General features: G+C 36.0%; 20 protein-coding genes and 1 tRNA gene. 11 read left to right on the forward strand and 10 right to left on the reverse strand.

Annotation, left to right across the window (positions count from 1 at the left end; all coding sequences use genetic code 11):
* Positions 1-62: 62 nt before the first annotated feature.
* A complete protein-coding gene (locus tag EGI05_RS03905; protein ID WP_123261746.1) occupies positions 63-707 on the reverse strand; it encodes a hypothetical protein in 645 nt (214 codons plus the stop codon).
* 134 nt (positions 708-841) lie between these two features.
* On the opposite strand from EGI05_RS03905, the gene EGI05_RS03910 reads away from it, so the two are divergent.
* Positions 842-1,600, forward strand: a complete 759-nt coding sequence (locus EGI05_RS03910; RefSeq protein WP_123261748.1) for a response regulator transcription factor — start codon at positions 842-844, stop codon at positions 1,598-1,600.
* A gap of 2 nt (positions 1,601-1,602) precedes the next feature.
* Here the strand turns inward: EGI05_RS03910 and EGI05_RS03915 are convergent, their stop codons facing one another.
* Entirely contained in the window at positions 1,603-2,352 is a 750-nt protein-coding gene (locus EGI05_RS03915; protein WP_123261749.1) for a ThiF family adenylyltransferase, read from the reverse strand.
* Positions 2,353-2,612: 260 nt separating this feature from the next.
* On the opposite strand from EGI05_RS03915, the gene EGI05_RS03920 reads away from it, so the two are divergent.
* From EGI05_RS03920 to EGI05_RS03940, 5 genes are all read left to right on the forward strand, one after another.
* Positions 2,613-3,395 (forward strand): SDR family oxidoreductase, encoded by a 783-nt coding sequence (locus EGI05_RS03920; protein ID WP_123261750.1) that lies wholly within the window; start codon positions 2,613-2,615, stop codon positions 3,393-3,395.
* Positions 3,396-3,405: 10 nt separating this feature from the next.
* The gene (locus tag EGI05_RS03925; RefSeq protein WP_123261751.1) at positions 3,406-3,840 is read left to right on the forward strand and encodes a DUF2147 domain-containing protein; all 435 of its coding nucleotides are present in this window, start codon (positions 3,406-3,408) and stop codon (positions 3,838-3,840) included.
* A gap of 111 nt (positions 3,841-3,951) precedes the next feature.
* Positions 3,952-4,149 carry a hypothetical protein gene (locus EGI05_RS03930; RefSeq protein ID WP_123261752.1) on the forward strand — a complete coding sequence of 66 codons (198 nt, stop codon included), beginning with the start codon at positions 3,952-3,954 and terminating at the stop codon, positions 4,147-4,149.
* Entirely contained in the window at positions 4,149-4,502 is a 354-nt protein-coding gene (locus EGI05_RS03935) for a hypothetical protein (protein ID WP_123261753.1), read from the forward strand. The genes EGI05_RS03930 and EGI05_RS03935 overlap by 1 nt, the downstream gene beginning before the upstream one ends.
* Positions 4,503-4,514: 12 nt before the next feature.
* Positions 4,515-5,423 carry a helix-turn-helix domain-containing protein gene (locus EGI05_RS03940; RefSeq protein WP_123261754.1) on the forward strand — a complete coding sequence of 303 codons (909 nt, stop codon included), beginning with the start codon at positions 4,515-4,517 and terminating at the stop codon, positions 5,421-5,423.
* 62 nt (positions 5,424-5,485) lie between these two features.
* Here the strand turns inward: EGI05_RS03940 and EGI05_RS03945 are convergent, their stop codons facing one another.
* From EGI05_RS03945 to EGI05_RS03960, 4 genes are all read right to left on the reverse strand, one after another.
* The gene (locus tag EGI05_RS03945) at positions 5,486-6,346 is read right to left on the reverse strand and encodes an SDR family oxidoreductase (RefSeq protein ID WP_123261755.1); all 861 of its coding nucleotides are present in this window, start codon (positions 6,344-6,346) and stop codon (positions 5,486-5,488) included.
* 77 nt (positions 6,347-6,423) lie between these two features.
* Positions 6,424-6,993, reverse strand: a complete 570-nt coding sequence (locus tag EGI05_RS03950) for a Crp/Fnr family transcriptional regulator (protein WP_123261756.1) — start codon at positions 6,991-6,993, stop codon at positions 6,424-6,426.
* Positions 6,994-7,153: 160 nt separating this feature from the next.
* Complete coding sequence (locus EGI05_RS03955) at positions 7,154-7,672, reverse strand: DUF2911 domain-containing protein (protein ID WP_123261757.1); 519 nt, start codon at positions 7,670-7,672, stop codon at positions 7,154-7,156.
* A 186-nt stretch (positions 7,673-7,858) separates the two neighbouring features.
* Positions 7,859-8,401 (reverse strand): hypothetical protein, encoded by a 543-nt coding sequence (locus EGI05_RS03960; RefSeq protein ID WP_123261758.1) that lies wholly within the window; start codon positions 8,399-8,401, stop codon positions 7,859-7,861.
* Between the two features lie 546 nt (positions 8,402-8,947).
* Here EGI05_RS03960 and EGI05_RS03970 point away from each other — a divergent pair.
* The gene (locus tag EGI05_RS03970; RefSeq protein ID WP_123261759.1) at positions 8,948-9,637 is read left to right on the forward strand and encodes a hypothetical protein; all 690 of its coding nucleotides are present in this window, start codon (positions 8,948-8,950) and stop codon (positions 9,635-9,637) included.
* 66 nt (positions 9,638-9,703) lie between these two features.
* Here EGI05_RS03970 and EGI05_RS03975 read toward each other — a convergent pair whose 3' ends face one another.
* Positions 9,704-11,311: a reverse transcriptase domain-containing protein gene (locus tag EGI05_RS03975; RefSeq protein ID WP_123261760.1), complete on the reverse strand. Its 1,608-nt coding sequence runs from the start codon at positions 11,309-11,311 to the stop codon at positions 9,704-9,706.
* A 440-nt stretch (positions 11,312-11,751) separates the two neighbouring features.
* Here EGI05_RS03975 and EGI05_RS03980 point away from each other — a divergent pair, with 440 nt between their 5' ends.
* The gene (locus EGI05_RS03980) at positions 11,752-12,957 is read left to right on the forward strand and encodes a hypothetical protein (RefSeq protein ID WP_123261761.1); all 1,206 of its coding nucleotides are present in this window, start codon (positions 11,752-11,754) and stop codon (positions 12,955-12,957) included.
* 80 nt (positions 12,958-13,037) lie between these two features.
* On the opposite strand, the gene EGI05_RS03985 is transcribed toward EGI05_RS03980, so the two are convergent.
* Positions 13,038-13,709 carry a hypothetical protein gene (locus EGI05_RS03985; protein ID WP_123261762.1) on the reverse strand — a complete coding sequence of 224 codons (672 nt, stop codon included), beginning with the start codon at positions 13,707-13,709 and terminating at the stop codon, positions 13,038-13,040.
* Positions 13,710-13,773: 64 nt separating this feature from the next.
* Positions 13,774-14,448 carry a hypothetical protein gene (locus EGI05_RS03990; RefSeq protein ID WP_123261763.1) on the reverse strand — a complete coding sequence of 225 codons (675 nt, stop codon included), beginning with the start codon at positions 14,446-14,448 and terminating at the stop codon, positions 13,774-13,776.
* Between the two features lie 252 nt (positions 14,449-14,700).
* Here EGI05_RS03990 and EGI05_RS03995 point away from each other — a divergent pair, with 252 nt between their 5' ends.
* The 3 genes from EGI05_RS03995 to EGI05_RS04005 all read left to right on the forward strand — a co-directional run bounded on the left by EGI05_RS03995 (position 14,701) and on the right by EGI05_RS04005 (position 17,433).
* Positions 14,701-15,720 carry an SDR family NAD(P)-dependent oxidoreductase gene (locus tag EGI05_RS03995; protein WP_123261764.1) on the forward strand — a complete coding sequence of 340 codons (1,020 nt, stop codon included), beginning with the start codon at positions 14,701-14,703 and terminating at the stop codon, positions 15,718-15,720.
* Between the two features lie 19 nt (positions 15,721-15,739).
* Complete coding sequence (locus tag EGI05_RS04000; RefSeq protein WP_123261765.1) at positions 15,740-16,468, forward strand: SDR family NAD(P)-dependent oxidoreductase; 729 nt, start codon at positions 15,740-15,742, stop codon at positions 16,466-16,468.
* A 152-nt stretch (positions 16,469-16,620) separates the two neighbouring features.
* Positions 16,621-17,433 carry a helix-turn-helix domain-containing protein gene (locus EGI05_RS04005; protein ID WP_123261766.1) on the forward strand — a complete coding sequence of 271 codons (813 nt, stop codon included), beginning with the start codon at positions 16,621-16,623 and terminating at the stop codon, positions 17,431-17,433.
* 140 nt (positions 17,434-17,573) lie between these two features.
* Here EGI05_RS04005 and EGI05_RS04010 read toward each other — a convergent pair.
* Positions 17,574-17,645 (reverse strand) — tRNA-Arg (locus EGI05_RS04010).
* Positions 17,646-17,712 lie beyond the last annotated feature (67 nt).

Genomic DNA, 17,712 nt, shown 5'->3' on the forward strand with positions numbered 1-17,712 from the left:
CTGATTTTATATTCCAAAAGTATAGGGTTGATTTTTTTTGTTTGCTACACCATAGTGTAGTTCTAAGCAATTTCCTGAAAAACTACACTGTTGTGTAGTTGCATCTGATGTTGAGGAATCAGGTAATAATTCTTGTCTAAAAAACTTCTTAATCCCTTATAACTGAACAATACAGGAACAGTAGCTGATCCTAAATAATAAATAGGCTCGGCCAGAATCTCCGCTTCAATTCCCAGCAACTTTAAGATCTTTAAAAGCTTTACATCACATTCTGCGATAGCCACGGAATTTTCACTTTTGCATACTTCATTGATGGCAAAAGTCATTAACGTTTTAAAAGTTCCGAAACCCGCATTATCCTCACATTTTTTAATGGCAAATCTTCCGATATGCCAGATATTTACATGTTTGTTATCTAGTATGGAAGAAGGTTTAATGGCAAAAAGCTTTTCGATGGGCAATATATCTTTCCCATTCCATTTCAAAACCCGTATCGAACCGCTGATATTATTATCAGCATCTTTTGAAACAAATACTTTTGAATTGTTGAATCTTAGTTCTTCTTTATACAGAATTTCGATTTCTTTATTTAATTTTTTTAAATCAAAACTCTTTGAATGGTGAATAAAATTTTCGTAAATTACGAATTTAGAAAGCTCATGTAGGTCATTACTATTTCCCAGTTGGTAGAAATTTATATTTTTCATAGTTTCGATTAGTTTTAGTAAAAGTATTGGACTAGAGATGAGCATCAGCTACACTAAAGTGTAGATTTAATTAATTTTGAATGAAAACTACACTTTAGTGTAATCGTTCAGCTAATAACCAAAAACCACAAAAAATGGAAGATATTAATAGATTTTTCTCTAAGAAGAATACCGTAGAAAATGTATCAGAAAATGAGCTTTATAAATCTGGAGACTACCTGAATGTCATCAAAGCCTTTTCAAGAATTACCTATAAAAGTATATATGTAATCGATTATCAGAAGAAAACTTTTGAATATGTTTCTGAAAATCCATTATTTCTGTGTAATCATACCCCACAGGAAGTTGAGGCAATGGGATATGCATTTTATTTTCGCCATGTGACGAAAGATGATCTGGAGCTTCTATTTAAGATCAATGAAATAGGATTTGATTTTTATGAAAAGCTCCCTGTAGAAGAAAGAATGCTTTACACGATATCATATGATTTCCATATCGTGAATGAAAGTAAGAATGCTGTTCTAATCAATCATAAGCTTACTCCTCTTTTTCTTTCTCCGGATGGTAAAATGTGGAAGGCAATGTGTATTGTTTCTCTTTCCCATAATTATACATCCGGAAACATATCTATTTTTAAACAGGGAGCAGATGATCTGTGGAAATATAATATTCAGGAAGAAAAATGGGTAAAAGAAGAAAAAATAAAACTCTCGGAAAGAGAGTCGGAAATTTTACGCCTATATGCACAGGGATTAACAATTAATGAAATTGCCAGTAAAATCTTTGTCACAGCCGATACCGTGAAGTTTCACAGACGAAAGCTCTTCGATAAATTAGGCGTTAACAATATTACCGAAGCCTTATCGTATGCAACCAATTATAAGCTTTTATAAGCTTATTCCATAATTGAAGTTATATAGAACTGCGGAAACTTCTTGTAAGGTTTCTCTGTAGCAATATTAAACATAACATGAGTGCACATTCCTGCAACCATCCATGACGCAACGGCTAATTGTGGTGGAGGCAGGTTTTCTTTTTCGTTTTTGTAATCATTGATGATCTTTTCGAGCCATTCATTCGGTTTTTCCCAGAATCTCAAATAACCGGCAACATATTCCACCATTTTCAGCTCATTGAAGTTCTCATCACTGGTCAGACTATTCAGTGGGAGCCCCTTTGGAGTAATTACTGTCACTAAACCTCCCCACCCCAAATTATACGGATGCAAAATATTGATATTTTTCTTCTGGCAAGCTTCGTCAAATACCAATGGAATATTACTGTCAAAATCCAAAGCATTGATCGCAATATCATGTCCTTCAATAATTTCATGTAAATTGTCCTTCGTGATAAACTCTTTTACAAAACTAATATTTGCATTGGGATTAATATTTTTTAAGCGGTTATGCAGTGTTTCAGATTTATAGGCTGAAATATCCTGATGGGTATAGTTCTGCCTGTTTAGATTGGAAAGAGAAACTGTATCTCCATCCACTATTGTAATATTTTCAAAACCAAAACGCAAGGCACATTCAGCAATATTGCTTCCAATGCCGCTTCCAGCAAGTAAAATTGAAAAGCTTTTGATGTACTCTTGCTCTTCTTCTGTAATGTAAAGTCTGTTTCGGGAATAACGCTCTTCCATGCTGTTTATATTTACCACAAAATTACTTACTGTTTTGCGATTTAATGCTACACGTGAGTGTAGTATTGATGGGAAAAATTCTCATTAATCAGGATGATAACCCGTATGAAAAATGCCACACAAAAGCTTGATCAAATTAAATATTTATTCCGTCCAGATCATTATTATATCGATTCGGCCTTTCTACTACAACACCGCGACTTTTGGATACATCTGCTTGAATTGCTTGGCTGAACTTTGCTGTATCAAAATATATCAGTATGGATTTAAAAAACAGTACGGTCCTGATCACAGGCGGAACCAGCGGAATCGGCCTTGAACTTGTAAAACAGCTGACAGAACAAGGAGCAAAGGTCATTGTCACGGGAAGGAAAGTCGAGGCGCTTACAGAAGTGAAAAAACACTTCCCAAATATTTATACTTTTCAAAGCGATGTAAGCAACCCTGAAGACATAAGGCAGCTTTATCAGGACGTTACCCATCAGTTCCCTGAACTGAATGTGGTGATTAACAACGCCGGAGAAATGCGGCTGATTGACATGCAGGATGCCTCTAATAACCTTGAAAATATTACCCGAGAGATTGACATCAACCTGTCAGGCACTATCCATATGGCGTATCAGTTTTTACCTCATCTTCTTACCCAGAAGTCTGCTGCCCTTGTGAATGTTTCTTCCGCAATTGCCTTTATGCCCTACTCCATTGCACCGATATACAGTGCTTCAAAAGCGGGCACCCATGCTTTTACAATGGCACTGCGCCTGCAACTAAAAGATACAAACGTAAAAGTAATGGAACTTATACCTCCGGGGGTTAATACCAACCTGCAAAAAGACTGGGTGCTGAAAACAAACTCCAATCAGATGATGGATGTAGATAAATTGGTGAATGTTGCAATCAGAGGCCTTAAAAATAATACTTCTGAGATAAAGCCATCTATGGTAAAGATTCTAAAATTCCTCAGCCACATTATACCTAATGCCTTGATGAATCTGGGACATAAAGAATTTGGAAAGTTTAAACAGTTAAACAATAACAAATAAATAGAAAGTTATGAAAAAAGCAATTTTAACCGTTGTTCTGATGCTAATATCACTGACATCTTTTGCCCAGAAAATATCGCCCGACAATATTGTAGGTGTATGGCAATGTGTAGATTATAAAATAGAAATCTTCAGATCAGAAGGCAGCTACTCTGCAAAACTTTTATGGTCAAAAGATATGTTTGAAGCCGACGGTAAGACTCCTAAAAAGGATGTTAAAAATCCCAACGAGAAACTAAGGAACAGGTCTATACAAGGTATTGTACATATCTCGGCGCTTATCTTCAAAGATGGTGAGTATGTTGACGGCAAACTGTATAGCGTACAGGATGGTAATACCTATAGCCTGAAAGCTAAACTAAAAAGCGTCAATGACCTTGAAACCAGAGGTTATAAAGGGATTCCTATGATTGGCAAAACCTTTAACTGGAAACGCGTTCGGTAAAGAGCCCTACATTTCAAGCAATTTTCTCAGGATACTTGCACATCGGTGATTAATCAGGTATCCATATTAAACAACGAATTAATTTTTAAAATAACCTAAAAAACAATAAAAATGAAAAATAGTAACGACGACCTTTCAAGGTTCTGGCTGATCTTATCCAATGCCGCTCCGCCTATAGGAATCTTCCTGTATTTCAGGCACAGGGGACAATACCCCAACAAGGCAAAAAAAGCACTCGTAAGTGCGCTTACAGGTATACCTATTGCGATCCTGGCGGGATACATCATGAACACTTATATTCTCAGCTAATGATAAAGAACATCATTTCATTGCTGTTGCTCATCTTTTCGGTATTGTTAAACTTTAAGCACGGCTGGGATACGTTTAATTATAAAAGTAATCCCGAATCAGTAAAAGCAATGGCCGATCTGGGCATTACTGAAACGGCTATCCCTTTTTTGGGTTCGCTGGCGATAATTACCGGTATCCTGTTGTTGTTTCCCAGAACATTCTTTTATGGCAATGTGCTCAACGCGCTGTTGATTACCCTGATCATGGCGCTGGCAGCACGATCAGAGAATTATAAAATGATTCTGCTGGAAATACCTTTCCTATTTATGCCATTGATCATGATCTGGCTGAAATATCCATTTAAAAATTAACTAAATTGCATTATGGGAAACAAAACACCTTTTAGGATCCGGTCCATATCGGAGATACATCGTTTGATGGGACTCCCCAAGCCTCATCATCCGCTGATCAGTATCATTGATTTGAAAGGACTGAGAAATGATACAGGAATCGAAGCCGTTATCTTTGACCTGTATGTCATTTCAATGAAAAGAGGTTGCGATGGTTTACATTACGGCCAGCAAAAATATGATTTTGACGAAGGTTTAATGGCTTTTTTATCACCCGGTCAAATTTTAAGGGGTGAAGAAAGCGGTGTACCGCCTGCTCTGGAAGGCTGGATGCTATTTATACATCCTGACTTTTTATGGAATACCTCGCTTGCCAAAAAAATAAAGAAGTATGAATATTTCGGTTATGCGACCCATGAAGCCTTATTTCTTTCGGACAGGGAAGAACAGCTGATCAATGACATTGTAAAAAATATCAAAGAAGAGTATCATTCCCATATTGACAAATTCAGCCAGGACATTATCATTTCCAATCTCGAAACGATGCTAAACTATGCCGAACGCTTCTATGAACGTCAGTTTATCACCAGGAAGATAACCAACCATTCGATACTTGACCGGCTGGAGGAAGAGCTGACGAACTATTTCAATGACGACAATCTGCTTTCCAAAGGATTGCCAACCGTACGGCATATGGCTGACAAACTGAATATTTCCCCGAAATATTTAAGCAGTTTACTCAAGCAACTCACCGGGCAAACTGCACAGCAGATGATCCATGAAAAATTAATCGATAAGGCAAAAGAAAAATTATCGACAACTGAATTGTCTGTCAGCGAGATCGCATATCAACTGGGATTTGAGCATTCACAATCCTTCAATAAACTTTTTAAGCTCAAGACCAATCAAAGTCCGCTGGAGTTTCGGCAGTCTTTCAATTAGTCACTTAAAGATAAAAAACGGCAGTAGCCCACGCTCCTGCCGTTCTCATTAAGTATGTTTTTTTACAGTAACTCTCCCATCCCGAACACTGTCAGTCCTTTGGCAAATTGTTCGGCTACAGCTTGGTTGGCAGCTTCAATGTATTGGCCGGTTATAGGGTCTACCACGGTGCGTAAAGGCCGGGTGCCTTTTGGGGTGCCGATAAGTTTTACAATAGCATCGGCAACGTCCTGCGGGTTAGGTTTTTTAGCATGCATCTCTCCACCCAATGCGGTTACCATTTTGTTTGGGATATCGGCAATAGCACCGTATCCCTCAAATACTCCCTGATCAGATGCGGGGTTGTTCTTCTGCTGCATTTCGGTAGGGAAAGCACCTGGCTCCACAATGGCCACATCAATGCCTAAACGCTTGACCTCGTAATGCAGACCCTCGCTTATTCCTTCCAGGGCAAACTTGGAGGCTGCATACATGGTAGCAAACGGGAATGATACCCTTCCAAAGCCACTGGTTACGTTAATAATCAGTCCGTCAACTTGCTTACGCATAGCGGGTAACACCTGTTTCATCAGTCGCCAAGGGGCATAAACGTTGATATCAAAAGTGGTGTGCACATCAGCCACGGTAAAGCTCTCAGCTACACCGGTCATCCCGTAACCTGCGTTGTTCACCAGCACATCAATAGTGCCTTCTTTATCCAAAATGGTGTTAACGGCCTGCTTCACACTCTCGTCGTCAGTGAGGGTAACATCCAAAACGGTCACGTTCTCTACGGCTGCAAGGGCAGCCGCTTTATCGGCATTGCGCCCTTTAGTATCGCGCATCGTGGCATATACTTTGTGTCCCAGAGCCGCCACGCTGTGGGCGGTAAGCCAGCCGAAGCCGCTATTTGTCCCGGTTATTAATACGATCTTTTTGCTCATCTTTTTTATTATTTAATGAATATGCAAATATTGAAAATGGCAGCAAAAAAACATTTACCAAATGGTAAAAAGCGCCGTTAACGGATATTACGGCGGATACGGCTTAACGATTGCTGAGTGATGCCAAGGTACGAAGCCACATATGAAAGCGGGATACGGTTGATAAGGTTGGGGAACGCCTCAATGAATGACAGATAACGTGTGGTGGCATCCTCTGAAACCAGAGGACTTCGACGCTCCATGGCCAGCGTAAGGCATTTTTTAACCATTTTTGCCTTCATCATTTCCCAACCCACAATGGTATCAGATATTTCGTCCCAATCTTTTTTGTTAAAAACAAGAACTTTGCAGTCGGTTACAGCCTGTACATATTCCGAGGCCACGATCTGTGATTCGAACTTCTCGTTATCAACTACAAAATTACCTTCGTCCACAAAATAACTGGTAACCTCTTCACTCTTGTTATTGTAATAACAAAAACGAAACACACCCTCCAGCACGAACGCCACATAACGGGGCACCTTCCCGGCTTCCGACAGGTAGTCATTTTTTTTGAATTCGAGCATTTCAACCTTGCTCAGCAAAAAATCGATCTGCTGTTTGTTCAGATCGCCAAATTGCAGGATAAAATTTATCAGCGCTTCCATACGTAAATATAGCGTAAAGTGCAAAGCCCTCAATTACCAAATGGTAAAAACAGAAAGCTTTCATTTTAATAACATCATGTACCAGCTTTTCTGACATGCAACCGCATACGATAAACAAAAAACCCCGGATTAACCGGGATTTTAATTTCTAAATTTAAATTTATTTTATCTCTACGGGAACTGAGATTTTATCCCAATCCATTGTGAATCCGTTATTGTTTATTTTATACACTAAATTTTCCTGTCTGGTTGGTAAAGCTTTTGTTTTTACATCAACACGTAAGGCATCTTTTGCTTCTTCGTATTTATAAGCACCCCATTGTTTTGGTTCTTTATTAAAAATCGCTGTCCAGGTTCCGGATTCTTTAGGGATCAGGAAAAAGCTGTATTTACCTGCAGGCAGCGGTTTACCCTGAACGGTAATGTCTTTATCCGTTTCGAAAGTAGTGGCTTCATTGGCCCCCGCACGCCAAACTTTATCATAAGCTTCTAAACCTCCCCATATGGTACGCTCTTTTACGGAAGGACTGCTATAGGCTATTGTAATGGTGGCATCTTTAATTTTCCCCGTAGCAGTAGCCGGAGGACTGGCAGGTTTTTTAGTTTCCTGGGCAAAGGCATTCAGGGAGATGGTCATGGTTGCAAAAAGGACGGCAGCAGATTTAATGATGGTTTTCATATTATTTTTGTTTGTTGTTGTTTGTTTACGAATTTACTGCTTTTGGCTTATAAAACAGTAAACCGGTTGCCGAAAAAATAATGACTGCCTCTGCCCCAATGACATTAAGCCAAAGGAAAGAAACGATATCGAACCGGTAGACGGCAATAACCGCAACTCCCCACCTTTTATTTACACCCAATCTTCTTATCCTGAATTGATGTCAGCCGTCTCCTTTTCTCTCCTTCTTTGAAGAATAAGGTGTGCGGCATCCAGCATTTTCATTGTATGGATGTAAGGCATCACGATATTTCTTTCCGGCAGGTTTTCATAGGTGCCCATTGAAAAATAGACAATTCCGGACATAAAATAATCAAACTCTTTGAGGGTGTATTCCCTGAAGGCTTTTCTGAAAACCAACAGAGGGTTCCGGTATTCCTTTTCCGAAAGCAGGCCAAGAACCCACGGGGAAATCTTCTCCGGCCGGGTATCAACCGTCCATTTCCTTTCCTTTAGCATCATGAGATAGCCTGCCCGGATCAGCGACCTCATCGACTGATGAAACTGGAAGATGACCGCATGATCTTCATGAATCCAGCTATTTCTCTTTACTGCATAATTCATCATGTTGCTGAGCCTTTCTTTGGAAACATCCAGCTCATTGAACTGAAAGAAAATCTCTATCAGCTGTAACCCGGAGCGCTTACCTGCCCAAAACCGGGGATCAAAATCTGTTTGTATTTTTTTCATTGTTTGTATTTTTTTATAAATGTAGTAAAAAATTACAAGTATTCGGATTTGAGTCCGAGATTTTTATAAGAATATGTAATTTATTTGTTTCTATGACAGAAGCAAATAGAAAAATTGTTGAATTTATAAGGGATGAATGGGTTATCCCTATGAACAATAACAGCAAATTTGCGGTAGATCATAACATTGATGAAAAGACAGTTCGAAGAATAAGAGAAGACGAAACCTATCAAATTTCCCTTCTTACCATAATGCGAATTTGCCATGGTAAGAACTTGACTCTTGCTACCTTTTTTAAAATGGTTGGAATATAAATTACGAAAAATATAATAATAAATCCTGACGAGAGTTGGGATTTTTTTTTCGAAAATTTTCAAGAAATTCCGTAGAAATACTGAATTAAAATTTGGAAGTGCTTTTTATTTTTATTGTTTACGGGAAGCCGTAATCAAAAAAATGGAAAAAGAAATATGTTTGGACATTATATATCATTTCATAAGAAATGATAACATAAATTTACTTTAAATCTAAAAACTTACAATAGTCATGGAAAAAATTACAATTAAGGAATTAGTCGAATTTAGAACAAAAAGCTCTGATAAATCAAAACGTAATTTCGCATTAAAACTTAAAACACGGAAGGCAAAGGAAAAAAAGGAAGAGGATAAAAATGGTGGTGGAAATTATTGGAGTATTAGCAATAGTTCAATATATAATACTTTTAAACATGGTGTAGATGAGTACTATGATGAGAAAATTAAAGATATATTAGATAGACAAAAAAATACTGACAGTAAAAAGGATAAAGAAATGTATCAAAGAAATTTGGATATATTGAAAAGTTTTAAAGAATTCGATATCTTAAATTTAAGACCCAATAATATAACTAAATTTGAGACAATCCATAAATCAATAAAAATAATTAACATACAGAATTTTCCTATATATATTAATCCTGATTTAGTATTTCATTTTGAAGAAAATGGAAAGGAATTTATTGGATCATTATTATTAGTTCCAAAATTAAATGGTTTTACAAAAGCTAATCTTGGTATTTTTTGTGAGGTATTGTACAAATTTTTAAACAAACATTATTCAAACAATCATCAAATTTCACAAGAATATTGCATTGCAATAGATACCTTTAATGCATCAAAAATTTCTTATTTAGACCTAATAAATAAAAAAGCTCCATCTCTACTAAAATCTACTTTAGATGAGATCAAAAAATTATAAAAACTAAACTAAACATGATTACCACTACTCTCTGAAGTCTCCGATTTTGGAGATTTTATGGTTAAATCAATTAAGATGTTTTTTAATACATCTAAATACAATATGCTTTCTCTTTCTTATTTGATTCATAAAATGTTCTTCCTCAAAAATTGAACAACATCGTTTTACATAAGAATAATAGTTGGACTCTTTTTTCGGGTTTGTAGGTATATAATGAGAAAATTCGTAAAAACCTCTTTCATTTTTCTTTAATGAGCTAAATTTCCTTCTTAAACTTTTTTTCTCAGAACTTTCCGAATCACTTAGTTTTAAAGGTTTATTATATAGCTTTTTAACCTGATTCATAAAAATCGCTTCTTTTGCTTCTGGATTTTTATCTAACACTTTTTTAACCCTATAACACCTTCGCTTTGTAACTGAAATTATTTTTCTATAATATTTTGATAAATTAGCAGATTTAATTACAGTTTTATATCCCCTAAACTCAAAGCCTAGATATAATAATGGTGTTTCCGTTTCAAGGTTAGTTTTTTTATCAATCTTAAAGCATGCTAGTCTTTTATCATTATGCTTTGGAGAATATGTAACATTCCTAAAAATAAAGTTTTCGGTTTTACTCTCACTAATATTTACTTTACTTTCTTTTACCAGAGTATAAATATATTCTTCAATGAATTCCGCTTGGCTAGGTTTGCAAACTACCACAATATCATCCGAATATCGTTTATAGTACGCTCCCCTACCTTCAACAAGCTCGGTTACAATATTCAGATCAAAGTCGTATAAATACAAATTTGCTAGTAAAGCACTGATTGGCAGACCTTGTGGAATTCCAATGTTAATTTTATCTTCGGAGTAAAAAGGATTTTTATAAACACGCAATTTTCCGTTTTTAATTGTCCTCCGAAATTCTTCATTACTTTGAAAGAAGCATTTGTATCCTCTTTCTTTCCTAATCTTTGCAAGTTTTGATTCATCAAAACCTGACTTTCTTCCGCTTCGATTATTTCGAACTCTCAGGTCATCAAGCAGAACATATCTAAATTTTGTACAGGCTTTAAATACATTGTAATGATCTTTTGGAAGCTCATTAACACCTAGAAGCCACTTCCATTTTTGTTTTAAGAATTGATGATTCAAACTTGAAAAGAAGCTTTTTAAATCAAAAGTTAGAACACAAACTTCTTCATTTTCACCTCTCTTTTTGATTTCTTCAAATACTTCTTTTGCAAAATGAATTGTACTTTTTCCTTTTTTATCTTCTTGTGAGATTTCAATTTTACGATATGCGTTTACTGAAGAATTTAATTGGGGATTTTCCTTCAACTTCTTTTCATACAATTCATCCAGAATTTCTTTGTAATATCCATAAATCAAAGCATCCATATGACTGGCATAATGCAAAGGCCTAAGCTTACTTGACTTTTCAGCTTTTCCCGTTTTTACATTAATATGGCAATGCTTTCTGCCTTGGCTTTTGTGCTTTTCAGGATCTGCTTTCTTATATTTTCTATCAATTATATTTGTATGAATAAGTGGATAAAATGCATATCTCGCAACAAAGTTTTTATTAATAATGTTACGATAATAATGTTGCCATTCTTCTCCTATTTTAAGAGTGGGGGAAATATGTAAGTAGCCTTTTTCTTTAAGCCAGCTAGGTTTCTCATTCATAAAAAATACTTGCAAAAAGTCAATAACGTTTTATAATTACATACAGCTTTCGCTCAGATAAGTACCCAAATTATTAATATTGAGTCATTGATAATTCCGTAATTGGTGGAAATAGTATTAAGCATAGCAGAGACTGTAATCCCAGAGCTAATAGTTATACTGATAAATTATGAAGACAAAGATGATAAAGTTATTAAATAAAGTTACCCTTTTGGTAGTTTCAATAATTCTTAGTAAATTGCTACTAATTTCCTTTGTATCGGGCTGTCCTTTCGGTGAGCCTTCGATGAAATTCACTAACCTTATAACCCACTTGTTATAAGTAAATCTAAAAAGATCTTTTATCTTATTCTAAACGTAATTACACTTCTTCTTGCAAGCATCTCAAAAATACGAAATAATTCTTATATTTGGAATAATAACCACGATAATAATTAACAATGAGTTCATTTAATATTGGAGATTTCGTATGTCTTCAAAACCATCCTTATTTAAGTACAAATCATAAAATTAAAATTGCTGCAAATGCAGATATGACACCTCCAATTATGATTGTTGGAGAAATTTTGAATAAAGATGAATACAACACTTCAACTGGTAAACAATCTGAAATTCAACTTCGGTGTTATTATTATTCTACAAAAGAGGGAAAATATATAGATAAATGGATTAAAGCTGAACAATTAAAAAAACTTGATGTTTCAGAAACCTATTTGAAAATTGATGAATTTAATAAAATAGATGATTTTGATTTAGAGTATTTGAAAAATTTGTACCTGAATAAAATGGTTTGTTTGAAAAGTGTAGATTTCGAACTCAATAAAAAAAAGATTTTTATTGACAGTTCAGATGGGATCCGTACAAATAAAGAAAATAACCATCTTGAATTCCTACCTCCAGTAATGACTATTATAGATATTGTAAAAAATAAGGAGGAAAAAAGATTTTCTTCTACTAAATCAGACTCTATTGAAAAAGATCTTTCTAAATATATTTTTAAATGTAAGTGGTATAATCCTAAAACTTCATCGTATTCAGAAGAATTTATACCAAGTAAAATTTTAGGTTTTATTGTTAATCAGACAGAGTTTATTGAGATGATTATGGCAGGAATTGCCGAAAATAATTTCTTAATTGCAAGTTTAAAAGGAAAACACATATTAGAATTAGAAGATAGCTCTAACAAGGTGATAAATAACATTATTAAACCTATAGAGATCATTTTCAATCACTATTACTACAAAATAAATGCATTTGACTATGCAAAACAAAAGACATCATCATATACAATAGACAATCTTTATTCATTAGATTTTATTGAAAAATCAACAATCTTTGCCCCTACATATCCTAGATATAAGACCACTTTCTATCCCATCACTGAAAATACCTTCCATGAACAAGAATATTATTTCATAAAATATAGGGATAAATTTAACAAAATAACTAATCGGACTATTAAAGTATTATATAAGGAACCTTATATCGATCCAGAAAGTAATGAAGATTCTTTTTTTATTGTTGCAAACTGTCTTCTACGAAATGGCCATATAAGACACTTTAAATTAAGTCAAATTTTAGAATCTACAGAGATTATTAATGGTGTAAAGATGCTTGAAGAGATTGAAGTCGAAGATATTTTATAATATTAACTAATATTCTCCGAACTCTCCCGGCATTGGAAGTTTAAAAGCAAAGAACCTTTGCACAGCAGAAAAAAAAACACCTACCCCTTCCTAATTTTATCCCGCGTAAGAAAAATATAATTAAACATACAAAACGTCGCCGCCGCCCCGAAAGTATGCCATAAAAAGTGAGTTCCGAAACTGAACCATCCCCATTGATCAGCGATACGGAAGACCAATGCAAAAACAAACGACAATAAAGCAAAGCCTACCCATTGGCCGGCTTTCCATTTTGTATAGATTAAATACCTTAGTACCGAGAAAAGGACAAATGAGGCCATGATTGCATAATTGACGTTGATAAAGAGAGAAGTGTTATCTGCCAGAATCCAGTTTCTCAAAGCGAACATAAGTGCCAAATATCCCAGCACCATTGCAACCGCATAGTACCATCTGGTGCTCTGAGCTACAAAATAAAATCCGGCAGACAGGCAGAGTAACATAATGGGCAGCCAATCCATCATGATAAACACTGGCCATTGTCTGAATGCATGGTAAACAGTTCCCCCTATGGCCCCGATATATAATAAAATCAGGCAGTAAGTTAAAAAGGGATATTCTTTGAAATTACCCTTCAATTTGATAGTCCAGAAAATGGCTATAGCTAAAAAAAATGTGGCAGTAACAGCATTTAACGGCTCAGGGAACAACTGAGCCATATCTGTTTCTTTGTATAACATGCCTCCGTCCGGAGGTATTGGATGTATCGGCATTGTCTTTTTTATGTTATATACTGATTACTTCTTATTAATATAATTTTTCCTCAACTTACCAGGATCATTTGCAATACAAAAGGTCACCGGAATTCATCTTCCCTATGACCTGATTGGCATACTCATTTTTAATAAGATAAAGGAAAGCTCTTATATGAGATTCCTTTTCTCCGCTATTACTATTCTTATTTGCCTGCCGGGCTTCAATTTTCATGGTATTGTTGCCATCGTCACCCACTATACAATATTTAATGATGCGGTCTCCTAAATGCCAGGTATAGATATCATACGGCTTAATAAAGGTTTCTTTGCTCACTTTTGACTTTCCATATTTTTCATCCAACAGCTCTACAAACTTTTCAGTTTCCTCTAAAGAAATCTTCCCCGCAACCGCATTAAAAACCATCATCCTGCCATCAACAGTGGTGGCGAAATTGATGGCATTAAAATCAAAATCGTCAAATCTCGCCAGAACATCTTCATAAGAAAACATTTCCTGCCTGTATTCAATCCGTATGGGTTTTTCACTTCCTATAAACTCTCCGTCTGCAATAGTATCAACACCTATAACTTCAGACTTTATCTGATAATAGTTGTCATACGTTTTGTACTTATCTTTATCTGAGAAATAGGCTGTCGTTTTATTATTAAAGTTGAAATCCTGCAATTCTATGACCTTTTCCTTTTTACAGCCCGTCAGAAAAAGTAAACAGATTAAAATAAGGATGATTTTTTCCATGATTAATATTGGCTAAAGTGTATTGCTATGTTGAAATGAAGTCACCTCTAATATATAAAATATTGGTGTTTCTTATTATAAAAACAGGCAATAATATTGTTAATAATTGAACTCTAATCGAGACCATTTAAAATACCACTGTTCTAAACTATTTTCTCCTGGTCTTTTAAACAAAGTAATTTCGGACGTTTAAACAAAATTCATCGTCCAAATGACCTCTACCTTTGTCTTAACAAAATCAAATTTTAAAAAATGAACGCAAACAATTATCAAGGAGCTTTACAGAAACCAATAGGTTCTGGCTTCACAGCAGCATCAACTTCAACAGAAGTAATCAAAGGAATTGACCTTACCGGTACAATCGCAGTTGTAACAGGTGGCAGCGCAGGGATCGGGCTAGAAACTACAAAAACACTGGCATTAGCCGGCGCAACGGTTATTGTTCTTGCAAGAAACGTGGAAAAAGCGAAAGCGAACCTGGAAGGGATACCAAATATTGAAATTGAAGAAGCAGATATGATGATCCCCTCTTCTATTGACAAATTTGCTGAAAAATTCATTTCATCAGGAAGACCACTTCATTTATTAATTAACAATGCCGGCATTATGTGGGTTCCTTTGCAGCGTGATGAGCGCGGAATTGAATCTCAACTGGCCACCAATCATTTGGGTCAGTTTCATCTTACTGCAAAATTGTGGCCCGCATTAAAACAGGCAAACGGAGCCAGGATTGTGAATGTTTCTTCTCTGGGACATCATAATTCCGACTTTAATTTTGAAGATCCAAATTTTGAAAACAGGGATTATGAAACCCTTCAGGCTTATGGTCAGTCGAAAACTGCAAGTAATCTTTTCGCTTTGGAGCTAGATAACCGAGCCAAAGATTTCAATGTAAGAGCATACTCTTTACATCCCGGTTCTATCGCAGGGACAGAATTAGGCAGAGATGCAGACCCTGAGTATTTGAAGAGCTTAGGCTTTTTGGATGAAGACGGAAATATTCGTCCGGAAGTCCTTGCTGCATTGAAAACCATTCCCCAAGGTGCTGCCACGACTGTTTTTGCCGCAACCAGTCCATTATTGGATACAATAGGCGGCGTGTATCTTGAAGACAACGATATTGCTGAGTTGCTGCCAACAGATCCGTCTGTTCAAACCAATGCAAAACTGCATCAGAGCGGTGTTCAACAATATTCGTTGGATGAAAATTCAGCAAAGCGCTTATGGAATCTCAGTGAAGAAATGACCGGAGTGCCATTCAACATCAATTAATCATACAAATTTCTTAAAAATGAAAAACTTAGATCATAAAGTTGCCGTCATCACAGGCGGCAACAGCGGAATCGGGTATGCTACCGCAAAAGCACTGAAAGAAGAATCAGCCAGCGTAATCATTACGGGCAGAAGAAAAGAAGCCATTGAAAAAGCTTCTGCCGAGCTGGGAGTAACGGGTTTGATAGCTGATCAATCCAAATTATCTGATATTGATCAACTGGTGAATGATGTCGCCCTAAAATTTGGCAAAGTGGACATTTTGCTGATCAATGCCGGGATCACAAAATTTGACACTATAGAACAAATGAAAGAAGATATGTTTGACGAAATCATGAATGTCAATTTCAAAGGTGCTTATTTTACACTTAGCAAGTTTATTCCTATTCTCAATGAGGGTGCCTCTGTGATATTACTGTCATCAACCTCGGCAACGATTTCTCCGGCAAATGCATCGGTTTACGCGGCCAGTAAAGCTGCTATCAATGCGGTGGTCAAAATAGCTGCTCTTGAACTGGCTCCCCGGAATATCCGTGTTAATGCGGTAAGTCCCGGTCCCATTGCCACCGAAATTATGGACAAAATAGGACTGAATGAGCAGTTGGAGCACCAACTAATTGACAGTATTCCCCTGTCCAGATTAGGCAAACCCAGTGAAGTAGCGGATCTGATAACTTTTTTATCCGGAAGCAGCTCTTCCTTTATTACCGGTTCTAATTTTCTGGTTGATGGCGGCCAATCTGTTTAGAAATATTACTAATGCAGGGACACAGGGTTAACAATCGATATTAACTTCGGTTCTTCAAATACAAATAAATGGGCTTTTAAGCAAAGTAATCATATGAAATCTTTATATTTATATCATTATTTACCTTATAAGCCAAACAAATAGCGATCATTATGGAATATACAGCAAAATATATTACAGACGATATTAAACTATCCTGCTATGAGGATAAATTCTTTAAATCGGATATCAGTTTCGAGTGTCATATGCTGATCTGGTTTATTTCCGGGGAAACAAAAATTGTACAGGCTGATGCTACCTATTTCTTTAAAAAGGGCGATATTTTCTTAATCCCAAGAAATCAGCTGGCTACCATTATCAACTATCCTAAAGACGGGCAGCCGCATAAGACAGTTGTCATGCACTTAACGGCGGATAAGCTAAAAAATTTTTATGCAGATCTGGATGTAAAACCCGATGTGCAGCATTCACAAAAAATACAATGCTTCAATAATCACCCGCTATTGAAAAGCTGCCTTTCCTCACTGATTCCTTATTTTGAAATGCAGGAAATTCCGGAAAACATAGCTTCCCTAAAAATCACAGAAGCAATAAGCATCCTCCGTGCGATCGATAAAGAAATAGACAATGTTCTTGCCAATTTTGAAGAACCCGGAAAAATTGATTTGGCAGCATATATGGAAAAGAACTTTATGTTCAACTTGCCACTGGAAAAATTCGGGTATCTAACGGGGAGAAGCCTTACCACTTTTAAAAGGGATTTTAGTAAAATATTCAATCTCACACCGCAGCGGTGGCTCACAAAAAAACGACTGGAATTAGCCCATTACCAATTTGTTGAAAAAAAGATGAAGCCGATTGACGTTTGTTATGAGGTAGGGTTCGAAAACCTTTCACACTTTTCATATGCCTTTAAAAAACAATTCGGTTATGCGCCCACGGAATTATTGGCAGCAAAGAATTAACGATTCTCTTTAAATAGAACTGCTTGAAAACCTTTGTTGCAATAGGTTATTCTATCCTATTTTTCTTGACCAAATTCAAAATAAGGGTTTTAAAAATAAACAACCTGCTGTTTTTACAGCAGGTTGTTTATTTAGCACTGTGACCGCAGAAGGATTCGAACCCTCACTGTCGGAGCCGAAATCCGAAGTTCTATCCATTAAACTATGCAGCCCGTTTCATGAGTAATGAATAATAAGAATCTGTAATTTACATTGCTCATTACCTATTACTCATTACTT

Source organism: Chryseobacterium daecheongense (genome assembly GCF_003729955.1).
Classification (GTDB): Bacteria; Bacteroidota; Bacteroidia; order Flavobacteriales; family Weeksellaceae; genus Chryseobacterium; species Chryseobacterium daecheongense.

What these genes read in the sequence shown, in the direction of transcription:
- EGI05_RS03905 (WP_123261746.1), bottom strand. Translation starts at nt 707, where the DNA reads ATGAAAAATATAAATTTCTACCAACTGGGAAATAGTAATGACCTACAT.
- EGI05_RS03910 (WP_123261748.1), top strand. Translation starts at nt 842, where the DNA reads ATGGAAGATATTAATAGATTTTTCTCTAAGAAGAATACCGTAGAAAAT.
- EGI05_RS03915 (WP_123261749.1), bottom strand. Translation starts at nt 2,352, where the DNA reads ATGGAAGAGCGTTATTCCCGAAACAGACTTTACATTACAGAAGAAGAG.
- EGI05_RS03920 (WP_123261750.1), top strand. Translation starts at nt 2,613, where the DNA reads ATGGATTTAAAAAACAGTACGGTCCTGATCACAGGCGGAACCAGCGGA.
- EGI05_RS03925 (WP_123261751.1), top strand. Translation starts at nt 3,406, where the DNA reads ATGAAAAAAGCAATTTTAACCGTTGTTCTGATGCTAATATCACTGACA.
- EGI05_RS03930 (WP_123261752.1), top strand. Translation starts at nt 3,952, where the DNA reads ATGAAAAATAGTAACGACGACCTTTCAAGGTTCTGGCTGATCTTATCC.
- EGI05_RS03935 (WP_123261753.1), top strand. Translation starts at nt 4,149, where the DNA reads ATGATAAAGAACATCATTTCATTGCTGTTGCTCATCTTTTCGGTATTG.
- EGI05_RS03940 (WP_123261754.1), top strand. Translation starts at nt 4,515, where the DNA reads ATGGGAAACAAAACACCTTTTAGGATCCGGTCCATATCGGAGATACAT.
- EGI05_RS03945 (WP_123261755.1), bottom strand. Translation starts at nt 6,346, where the DNA reads ATGAGCAAAAAGATCGTATTAATAACCGGGACAAATAGCGGCTTCGGC.
- EGI05_RS03950 (WP_123261756.1), bottom strand. Translation starts at nt 6,993, where the DNA reads ATGGAAGCGCTGATAAATTTTATCCTGCAATTTGGCGATCTGAACAAA.
- EGI05_RS03955 (WP_123261757.1), bottom strand. Translation starts at nt 7,672, where the DNA reads ATGAAAACCATCATTAAATCTGCTGCCGTCCTTTTTGCAACCATGACC.
- EGI05_RS03960 (WP_123261758.1), bottom strand. Translation starts at nt 8,401, where the DNA reads ATGAAAAAAATACAAACAGATTTTGATCCCCGGTTTTGGGCAGGTAAG.
- EGI05_RS03970 (WP_123261759.1), top strand. Translation starts at nt 8,948, where the DNA reads ATGGAAAAAATTACAATTAAGGAATTAGTCGAATTTAGAACAAAAAGC.
- EGI05_RS03975 (WP_123261760.1), bottom strand. Translation starts at nt 11,311, where the DNA reads ATGAATGAGAAACCTAGCTGGCTTAAAGAAAAAGGCTACTTACATATT.
- EGI05_RS03980 (WP_123261761.1), top strand. Translation starts at nt 11,752, where the DNA reads ATGAGTTCATTTAATATTGGAGATTTCGTATGTCTTCAAAACCATCCT.
- EGI05_RS03985 (WP_123261762.1), bottom strand. Translation starts at nt 13,709, where the DNA reads ATGCCGATACATCCAATACCTCCGGACGGAGGCATGTTATACAAAGAA.
- EGI05_RS03990 (WP_123261763.1), bottom strand. Translation starts at nt 14,448, where the DNA reads ATGGAAAAAATCATCCTTATTTTAATCTGTTTACTTTTTCTGACGGGC.
- EGI05_RS03995 (WP_123261764.1), top strand. Translation starts at nt 14,701, where the DNA reads ATGAACGCAAACAATTATCAAGGAGCTTTACAGAAACCAATAGGTTCT.
- EGI05_RS04000 (WP_123261765.1), top strand. Translation starts at nt 15,740, where the DNA reads ATGAAAAACTTAGATCATAAAGTTGCCGTCATCACAGGCGGCAACAGC.
- EGI05_RS04005 (WP_123261766.1), top strand. Translation starts at nt 16,621, where the DNA reads ATGGAATATACAGCAAAATATATTACAGACGATATTAAACTATCCTGC.